The 8,004-nt window shown below is 69.0% G+C and carries 9 protein-coding genes; 2 read left to right on the top strand and 7 right to left on the bottom strand.

Annotation, left to right across the window (positions count from 1 at the left end; translation table 11 throughout):
* Window positions 1-2 precede the first annotated feature (2 nt).
* Entirely contained in the window at window positions 3-1,169 is a 1,167-nt protein-coding gene (locus tag AC1DYD_RS24675) for a CaiB/BaiF CoA transferase family protein (RefSeq protein WP_478175392.1), read from the bottom strand.
* Window positions 1,170-1,308: 139 nt separating this feature from the next.
* Here AC1DYD_RS24675 and AC1DYD_RS24670 point away from each other — a divergent pair, with 139 nt between their 5' ends.
* Together AC1DYD_RS24670 and AC1DYD_RS24665 are read left to right on the top strand one after the other, a co-directional pair.
* Complete coding sequence (locus AC1DYD_RS24670; RefSeq protein ID WP_478175391.1) at window positions 1,309-2,343, top strand: zinc-binding dehydrogenase; 1,035 nt, start codon at window positions 1,309-1,311, stop codon at window positions 2,341-2,343.
* A gap of 2 nt (window positions 2,344-2,345) precedes the next feature.
* Window positions 2,346-2,933 (top strand): histidine phosphatase family protein, encoded by a 588-nt coding sequence (locus tag AC1DYD_RS24665; RefSeq protein ID WP_478175390.1) that lies wholly within the window; start codon window positions 2,346-2,348, stop codon window positions 2,931-2,933.
* A gap of 59 nt (window positions 2,934-2,992) precedes the next feature.
* Here AC1DYD_RS24665 and AC1DYD_RS24660 read toward each other — a convergent pair whose 3' ends face one another.
* From AC1DYD_RS24660 to AC1DYD_RS24635, 6 genes are read right to left on the bottom strand one after another with little or no spacing between them, the layout of a single operon-like run.
* Window positions 2,993-3,466 (bottom strand): AMP-binding protein, encoded by a 474-nt coding sequence (locus AC1DYD_RS24660; RefSeq protein ID WP_478175389.1) that lies wholly within the window; start codon window positions 3,464-3,466, stop codon window positions 2,993-2,995.
* A 22-nt stretch (window positions 3,467-3,488) separates the two neighbouring features.
* A complete protein-coding gene (locus AC1DYD_RS24655) occupies window positions 3,489-4,667 on the bottom strand; it encodes an ABC transporter substrate-binding protein (RefSeq protein WP_478175388.1) in 1,179 nt (392 codons plus the stop codon).
* A gap of 17 nt (window positions 4,668-4,684) precedes the next feature.
* Window positions 4,685-5,380, bottom strand: a complete 696-nt coding sequence (locus tag AC1DYD_RS24650) for an ABC transporter ATP-binding protein (RefSeq protein ID WP_478175387.1) — start codon at window positions 5,378-5,380, stop codon at window positions 4,685-4,687.
* Window positions 5,377-6,075 (bottom strand): ABC transporter ATP-binding protein, encoded by a 699-nt coding sequence (locus AC1DYD_RS24645; RefSeq protein ID WP_478175386.1) that lies wholly within the window; start codon window positions 6,073-6,075, stop codon window positions 5,377-5,379. The genes AC1DYD_RS24650 and AC1DYD_RS24645 overlap by 4 nt, the downstream gene beginning before the upstream one ends.
* Complete coding sequence (locus tag AC1DYD_RS24640) at window positions 6,062-7,129, bottom strand: branched-chain amino acid ABC transporter permease (protein ID WP_478175385.1); 1,068 nt, start codon at window positions 7,127-7,129, stop codon at window positions 6,062-6,064. Before AC1DYD_RS24640 ends, AC1DYD_RS24645 begins: the two co-directional genes overlap by 14 nt.
* Window positions 7,129-8,001 carry a branched-chain amino acid ABC transporter permease gene (locus AC1DYD_RS24635; protein ID WP_478175384.1) on the bottom strand — a complete coding sequence of 291 codons (873 nt, stop codon included), beginning with the start codon at window positions 7,999-8,001 and terminating at the stop codon, window positions 7,129-7,131. Before AC1DYD_RS24635 ends, AC1DYD_RS24640 begins: the two co-directional genes overlap by 1 nt.
* Window positions 8,002-8,004 lie beyond the last annotated feature (3 nt).

The following is an 8,004-nucleotide window of genomic DNA, read 5'->3' as shown; positions in this document are numbered from 1 at the left end:
GGTCATCGCCGGGCGGCCTCGCCCTGCAGCATCGCGCCGCTGCGCGCCAGCGCCTCGATCGCGGCCGGCTGCACGCCCCAGTCCGACAGCACCTCGGCGCTGTGCTGGCCGGGCGATGGTGCCGGCCGGCGCAGGCTGCCCGGCGTGCGGCTGAAGCGGGGCGCGGGGCTGGGATGAAGCACACCGTCGTACGCGCCGAACACCTCGCGCGCCGCCATGTGCGGATGACGGGGCGCTTCATCGATGCTCAGCACCGGCGTCAGGCAGGCATCGCGCCCGCGCATCGCCTCGACCCACTCGTCGCGCGTGCGGGTCTTGAAGATCGCCGCAAAACGCTCGCGCATGCCGGGCCAGGTGCTGCGGTCGTTCTGCGGCGGTAGCGTGGCCGCATCCAGCCCCAGGCCGGTGACGAGCGCCTGGTAGAAGCGCGCCTCGATCGCGCCGACGGCCACGTACCGGCCGTCGCGCGTCTCATAGGCGCGGTAGAACGGTGCACCGCCGTCGACGATGTTCTCGCCGCGCCCTGCAGTCCACTCGCCCATCTGGCGAAAGGCCGAGAAGGCCGACATCAGGTTGGCGAGGCCATCGACCATCGCCGCATCGACCACCTGCCCGCGGCCGGCGTTGCGTGCCTCGGTGAGGGCGGCGAGCACGCCGACGGCGAGATACATCGCGCCGCCGCCGAGGTCGGCCGCCAGGTTCAAAGGCGGCACCGGCGGCCGGTCCGGCTCGCCGATGCAATGCAGCGCGCCGCTGAGCGCGAGATAGTTGATGTCATGGCCCACGAATTGCGCGAGCGGACCGTCCTGCCCCCAGCCGGTCATGCGGCCGTAGACCAGCTTCGGATTGGCTTGCATGCATTCGACCGGGCCGAGCCCGAGGCGCTCGGCCACGCCGGGCCGGAAGCCTTCGATGAGGATGTCGGCATGCGCCACCAACTGCAGCGTGGCAGCGATCGCCGCAGGCGATTTCAGGTCGAGCGCGATCGAGCGTTTGTTGCGGTTGTAGAAGTCGAAGTGCGGCGGCACGACGCTGCCAAGGTCGATCGGCGCCGCGCGGTCGATCCGCACCACGTCCGCGCCCAGGTCCGCCAACAGCGCGCCGCAGAAAGGCGCCGGCCCGATGGCTGGCAGTTCAAGAACGCGAATTCCACCGAGCGGTCCCGACATCGTGTCTCCTCAGGTTCGTTCACTAACGTTCGACCGTTCCATTATCCAGCCCTTGCCGCGGCGGTCGATGTCGGTGTTTTCCATATGTCGTACGCTGGCGCACTATGTATATGCTAACATATTAATCGGCACGAAAGGCATGTCCATGCGAGCAGCGGTTCTGGAAGCGCGGGGGCAGCAGGGCCTGTTCCTGAGGGAGCGGCCGGTGCCGGTGCGCCGCGCCGGCGAGGTGCTGCTGCGCGTGCATGCCGCGGGCCTCAATCGTGTCGACCTATACATGCGCGACAACGGCGCCGGCATCACGCACACGCTGCCGCAGACACTTGGCGTCGACGCCGCCGGCGTGGTGGCCGAGGCGGATCCCGACAGCGGGCTCAGGGCTGGCCAGAAGGCGGTCATCTTCGCCAATGCCTTTTGCGGCACTTGCCGCTACTGCGTCGCCGGCGACCAGCCGCTGTGCCTGCGCGCCCACATCATGGGCGAGCACCGCGATGGCGGCTTCGCCGACTATGTGACGATGCCGGCACGCTGTGTATTGCCGCTGCCTGACCACGTCGACCTGGTCGAGGCGAGCGTGCTGCTGTCGGCCTACCTCACCGCCTGGCGCATGCTGTTCGGCAAGCGCGCACTGCGCCCCGGCGAGACCGTGCTGGTGGTTGGCGTGGGCGGCGGCGTCGCGGTCGCCTGTCTCCAACTGGCCCTGCACGCCGGCGCGCGGGTGCTGGTCACCTCCTCCAGCGACGACAAGCTCGCGAAGGCCACGGCGCTGGGCGCCAGCGCCGCCATCAACTATCGCAACGAGAAGGTGGCCAAACGGGTCCTCGAGCTGACCGCGGGCGAAGGCGTGGACATGGTGATCGACAGCTCCGGCGCAGCCAGCTGGGACGATTCACTGCGCGCGTTGCGCCGCGGCGGCCGGCTCGTCACCTGTGGCGCGACAACCGGCTCGAACCCGCCGGCGGACCTGCAGCGCGTCTTCATCCGCCAGCTGGAAATCTACGGCTCCACCGGCGGCAGCGTCGAAGAGTGCCGGCAGCTCCTGGCGCTGTTCGCGAGCGGCGCGATCCGCCCGGTCATCGACCAGCGCTTCACGCTCGAAGAGATACACGCCGCCTTCGAGCGGCTGGCGCGTGGCGAGCAATTCGGCAAGCTGGTCGTCACGATGGCGACCTGACCATGCCGATGAAGCAGCTCCTGCTGGTGCGGCATGGCCTGCCCGACGAAGGTCATGCGCTGCAGCCCGGCAATCCGCCCCTGCACCCGGTCGGCCATGCGCAGGCGCGCGCGCTCGCGCTGCGGCGGCTCGCCTTCGAGCTGATCGACCGCATCGTCTGCAGCCCGCAGCAACGCGCGCTCGATACCGCCGCGCCGCTGGCCCGCCTGCTCGGCATCGAGATCGAGATCATCGACGGGCTGGCCGAGTGCGACCTGAACACCACGCGCTATCGCTCGCCCGACACCATCCGGCGCGAGGAGCCGCACCGCTGGGCGGAATTCCTGGCCTCGCCGCCGCGCTTCCTCGGCGTCGATCCCGATGTCTTCCGCGCGACGGTGCTCGACGCCTTTGCCCGGCTGCTGGCGGACGAGCGCGGCTCGGTGGTCGCCGTCTTCTCGCACGGCATGCCGATCAAGACGCTGGTGGCGCATGCGATGCGCCTGCCGGGCACCGAGACCTTCTCGCTCGACCACGCATCGGTCACGCGCGCGGTCGGCAGCTCGCTCGACGACGTTCGCGTACGCACGCTCAACGAATCGACGCCCTGAGGCGTGCCGGCGAACGCCAGTTCAACCCGCGGCGATGTAGGCGTCACGCAGCTGGCGTTTCAGCACCTTGCCGATGTCGCTGCGCGGCAGGCTGGCAGCGCATCGAACATGGCCGAGTCGTCGAGCGCGATGCGTGGCACGGCGACCGATTGCGCGCCATCCGCCAGCGCCTGCGCCACGCCCTGGTCGAGGAAGAAGCGCTTGGCGCCGGAATCCGCCACCATGGCGGCCAGTCCCGCCGGCGTCGAGTCACGCGCCAGCGGCGCCACCGCGATGCCGGCGCGCAAGCTGCCAAGGAATACAGCCGCATGGTCGAGCGAGGTCGAAGCGCTGATCGCGATGACCTCGCGCGGCCGCACGCCGTCCCTCTGCAACGCGGCCGCCACGCGGTCCATCAGGCCATCGAGCTGGGCAAAACTCAGGCTGCGGCCGTCCAGCACCAGCGCGGTATGCCCAGGGTCGCGCAGCGCGTGCGCGCGGATCAGGTCCGGCAGCGTGCCGAAGTCCTGCGCCAGCAATTCGTCGACTTGCATCGGCTCCCCCTGCTCCAACCCCTCACATCTTGCATTCGGGGCTGACCGGAGGAGCGATCCTGGCCGTCGGCACGATCGAGCGCATCGCGATCTCCCCCTTGCCGTCGCCGGCCTTGACCGCCTGCACCACGATCAGCGGACGCAGCAACTGATGATCGGCCGCGCGCATCTCCACCTCGCCGATGACGGTGTTGGCCTTCAAGCCGGCCAGCGCGTTGCGCACCACGCTGACGTCGGCCGAGTTGGCCTTGAGGATCGCCTGGTGCACGAGGTCGAAGGACATGTAGGCATCGGCATCGATGTAGGTGGGCTTGCGCTTGTAGCGCGCCTCGAAGGCCTTGACGAAGGCTGCGTTGCGCTCGCCGGGCATGCTCCAGAAGTAGCTCTGGGCAGACCACAGGCCGACGCTGGCGTCGCCGTGGGCACCGATCAGGATCTCGTTGACCATCGATGCCGACAGCACCGTCTTGTACTTCTCGAACAGGTTGAACGCCTGCTGCTGCTTGATCAGCGCGATGCCGCCCGACGAGGGGTAGTACATCAGCAGGCCCTCGGACGGCTTGTCGAGCAGCTGGGCAATGTAGCTGCCGAGGTCGGAGGCGGTGATGGGCGCGAAGAGCGTCTTGTTCACCTTGCCGCCGCTGGCCTCCATCGCCGCCGTGAAGCGCTTGGCGGTGTCGTGGCCGACCGCGATGTCGGCCATCATCAGGTCCCAGGTCTTGATGCCGCTTTGCTGCGCCAGCTCGCGGAAGGCGTTGACCTGCATGCCGTCGGTGATGCCGATGCGGAAGTAGTTCGGTCCGCAGTTCTTGCCGGTGAGGTCGTCGGACGCGGCGGTGGCATCGATGAACAGCGCGTTCATGCCCGACATCTTCGAAGCGATGGCGAGCGACGTGCCCGAGGGATTCAGCCCCGTGAAGAAGGACACGCCCTGCTGCTCGACCAGCCGGCTGGCGGCGGCGATCGCCGAGGCCGGCGTGCCCGCATGGTTCTGCGTGATGAGCTCGTACTTGCGCCCGAGCGCACCGCCCTTGGCGTTGAGCTGCTCGACCGCGAAGGCGGCGCCGTCGTTGACGTAGGCGCCGCTCACGGCGAAGGGGCCGGTGTCGATGTTCACGACGCCGAGCTTGATGGTCTGCGCCTGGGCGCCGGCGTGCAGTGCCAGGGCGAGCGCCAGCAGCGCGCCTAGTCTCTTGATCATGCCTTGAGTCTCCGAAGTTAGAAGGCCAGTGCGGCACGATGCCGCTCGCTGTCGATGTCCGCGGTGAGGCCGCCGTCGATGATGCTGCCCTTGGCCATCACCACGAAGCGCTGGCTCACGCGGCGGACCAGGTTCAGGTGCTGCTCGACCATCAGCACGCCGGTGCCGGCCGCGCGGATCTTGTTGAAGACGTCCGCCAGCTCATCCACCAGCACTGGAGACAGGCCTTCGGAAGGTTCGTCGAGCAGCAGCACGCGAGGATTTCCGAGCAGTGCCCGGCCGACCGCGAGCATCTGCTGCTGGCCGCCGGAGAGCTCCATGCCCATCTTGTCGCGCCGCTCGCGCAGGACCGGGAACAGCTTGTAGACCGCATCGGCCGTCCAGTGGCCGCGGCGCTTGCAGGCCGCGCCCAGTTGCAGGTTCTCGCCCACCGTCAGGTGCGGCAGGATCATCCGGCCCTGCGGCGAGATCGTCACGCCCTGCGTGGCGGCGCGGTAGGCCGGCAGCTTCTGCAGCGCGACGCCGCCGACCTCGATCGAGCCGCCGCTGATGGTGGTGCCGCCGAAGAAGGACATCAGCAGGGTCGACTTGCCGGCGCCGTTCTTGCCGACCACCGCGACCGCCTCGCCCTCTTCGACCTGCAGGTCGACCTCGCGCAACACCACCGACTTGCCGTAGCCCGCACGCAGGCCTCTGACGTTGATGAAGCTCATGCTGCACTCCCGAGGTAGGCGGCGATCACCTGCGGGTCGCCGCGCACCGCGGCCGGCGAGCCGCTGGCCAGCAGTCGGCCGAGGTCGAGCGCGGTGATCGTGCCGCAGAAGCGGAACACCGCATCGACGTCGTGCTCGACCACCATCGCGGTCACGTTGCGCTCGCGTGCGACCGTCGACAGGTGCTGGAACAGGGCCACGGTCTCCGTCGTCGACAGGCCCGCGGCCGGTTCGTCGAGCAGCATCAGGCTGGGCTGGCCGACCAGGGCCAGTGCGATGTCCACCCGGCGCTGGTCGCCGTAGGCAATGCTGTCGGCGATCTCGTCGTAGACGCCGCCGAGCTCGAGCGCGTCGACGATGCCGTTCAGATCCTTCTCTCCCAGTTGCGAAGCCACCAGCTCCAGTTGCTCGCCGACCCGGATGCCCGGGAAGATGCTGGTTCGCTGGAACGAGCGCGACATCCCCATGCGGCGCCGTTGCGCCACCGACAGGTGGGTGATGTCCTGCCCGTCGAGCAGCACCCGGCCCCGCGTCGGCCTGCGCCGTCCCGTGATGGCATCCATCAGGGTCGACTTGCCGGCGCCATTGGGGCCGATCACGCCGTGCAGCACGCCGCGCTCCGGCACCTCGAGGGTGACGCCCTCCAGCGCCTTGACGTTGCCGTAGGCCACGCTCAGGTCTTCAACGCGCAGCATGATCGTCCTTTCGCGCGAGCACGAAGCGCCCTCGCAGCCTCGCGAGGGCATTGCGGATGAAGCCCATCGCGCCCTGCGGGAAGGCGACGATGACCAGCACGACGCCGATGCCCGTCAGCAGTTCCAGGTGGCCGCTGGCGCCGAACTGGTCCTGACCGATGGTGAAGAGAAGCGCGCCGAGCACCGGTCCGCCGACCGTGGCGACACCGCCCACCAGTGTGGACACCAGGGCGTTGCCGCCGGTCGCGAAATCCAGCAACTCCGGGGAGGCGAAGGCCGTGTGCAGCGCCGTGAGCAGGCCCGACACGGCTGCGATGAAGCCCGCCAGCGTGAAGGCGATGACGCGCGGCGCGTAGGTGTTGAAGCCGGAGAAGCGCATGCGTTCCTCGTTGGCCCGGATCGCGCGCAGCACCTGCCCCATGCGCGATCGCCCCACGGCCCAGGCCAGCAGCATCACGCCGCACAGCGCCAGCCAGGCCACGGGCCAGAAGGTGCCCGGCTTGGACAACTGCGCCTGGGTCAGGCCGAAGAAGCCGCCGGCAAAGCTGAGCGCCAGGCCGTCGTCGCCGCCGGTGATCGGGCGAAAATCAGTGATCATCACCAGCGAGCGCAGCATCTGGGCCAGTGCCAGCGTCAGCATCGCGAAGGGCAGCGGCCTGGCCCGCACCACGAGCGCGCCGATCAGCGCCGACAGCACCGTGGCCGCGACCAGCGCGGTGACGGCAGCGGCCATCGCGTTCATGCCGAAACGCGTGATGGCGATCGCGAACAGGTAGGTGGTCCCACCGGTGAACGCCGCCGCACCGAACATCATCAGACCGCACTGATGCGCCAGCAGCCCGATGGCGACCGCCGCGATGCCGAGGATGATCGCGTTCACCAGCAGCCCGAGGTAGAAGGTGCTCTTGAGCACGGTCGGCACGAACAATCCGAGCAAGACCAGCACCGCGATCACGATCGCCGGCACCGCGAGCCCCCTGCCCTGTCCGGCCGGGCGGCGCGCGGCGGTTCTTCGCGGCCGGCTCACGGCCACCACACCGGGTACGGCGGCCATCAGGCGACCCTCCCGCGGCCCAGGCCCTGCGGCCGCCACAGCAGCACGAAGAACAGCAGCAGATAGGGCGCCATCACCGCCAGGGTCGGCGAGATCAGCGTGCCGACCACCTGGATCAGGCCGTAGACCACGGCCGCCGCGATGGCGCCGCCGATGCTGCCGAGGCCGCCGATGACGACCACGATCAGGCAGCTGATCAGCACGCCGGAACCCATGGCCGGATCCACCGAGAGATAGGGCCCCGCCAGCACCCCCGCGAAGCCCGCGAAGCCGGTGCCCAGGCACACCACCAGCAGGCTCAGCCGGTCGGTGTTGACGCCCATCATGCGCGCCACCATGGGCTGCTGGCTGACGGCGCGCACGTGCATGCCGGAACGTGTCCATTTGAGCCACGCTGCCAGCGCCACGCAGGTGCTGAAGCCGACCCCGATCAGGAAGATGCGGTAGAGCGGATAGCGCTGGCCGAAGAGATCCATCGAGCCGGCGAGCACCGCAGGCGCCTCCATCGACAGCGGCGCAGTGCCCCAGATCTTGATCACGATCTGGCTCAGCACCAGCGCCAGGCCGAACGTCACCAGCGCCACGTCCATGTGGGCGCGCTTCTGCAGCGGCCGTATCACCGCGTACTCGAAGGCGACGCCGACCACCGCCAGCAGCACCGGCACGATCACCAGCGCGGCCCAGAAGTTGAATAGCCCCGAGAAGGTGTAACCGAGGTAGGCACCGAGCATGAACAACGCGCCATGGCCGAAGTTCATGACGTCACGCAGACCGAAGATCAGCGCCAGGCCGCTGGCCAGGATCGTGAGCAGCGAAGCCAACGCCAGCGCATTGGCGAGCTGCGCGATGTTGAGGATGTGGGAGAAATCCATGGG

The sequence above is a fragment of the Variovorax sp. P4_B11 genome (assembly GCF_056402355.1).
Note: the sequence above shows the minus strand (reverse complement) of the source record. Positions and strands in the feature narration are given on the sequence as shown.

Bases quoted from the DNA above. Each gene is read 5' to 3' on its own strand.
- AC1DYD_RS24675 (WP_478175392.1), bottom strand. From the start codon at position 1,169: ATGTCGGGACCGCTCGGTGGAATTCGCGTTCTTGAACTGCCAGCCATC.
- AC1DYD_RS24670 (WP_478175391.1), top strand. From the start codon at position 1,309: ATGTCCATGCGAGCAGCGGTTCTGGAAGCGCGGGGGCAGCAGGGCCTG.
- AC1DYD_RS24665 (WP_478175390.1), top strand. From the start codon at position 2,346: ATGCCGATGAAGCAGCTCCTGCTGGTGCGGCATGGCCTGCCCGACGAA.
- AC1DYD_RS24660 (WP_478175389.1), bottom strand. From the start codon at position 3,466: ATGCAAGTCGACGAATTGCTGGCGCAGGACTTCGGCACGCTGCCGGAC.
- AC1DYD_RS24655 (WP_478175388.1), bottom strand. From the start codon at position 4,667: ATGATCAAGAGACTAGGCGCGCTGCTGGCGCTCGCCCTGGCACTGCAC.
- AC1DYD_RS24650 (WP_478175387.1), bottom strand. From the start codon at position 5,380: ATGAGCTTCATCAACGTCAGAGGCCTGCGTGCGGGCTACGGCAAGTCG.
- AC1DYD_RS24645 (WP_478175386.1), bottom strand. From the start codon at position 6,075: ATGCTGCGCGTTGAAGACCTGAGCGTGGCCTACGGCAACGTCAAGGCG.
- AC1DYD_RS24640 (WP_478175385.1), bottom strand. From the start codon at position 7,129: ATGGCCGCCGTACCCGGTGTGGTGGCCGTGAGCCGGCCGCGAAGAACC.
- AC1DYD_RS24635 (WP_478175384.1), bottom strand. From the start codon at position 8,001: ATGGATTTCTCCCACATCCTCAACATCGCGCAGCTCGCCAATGCGCTG.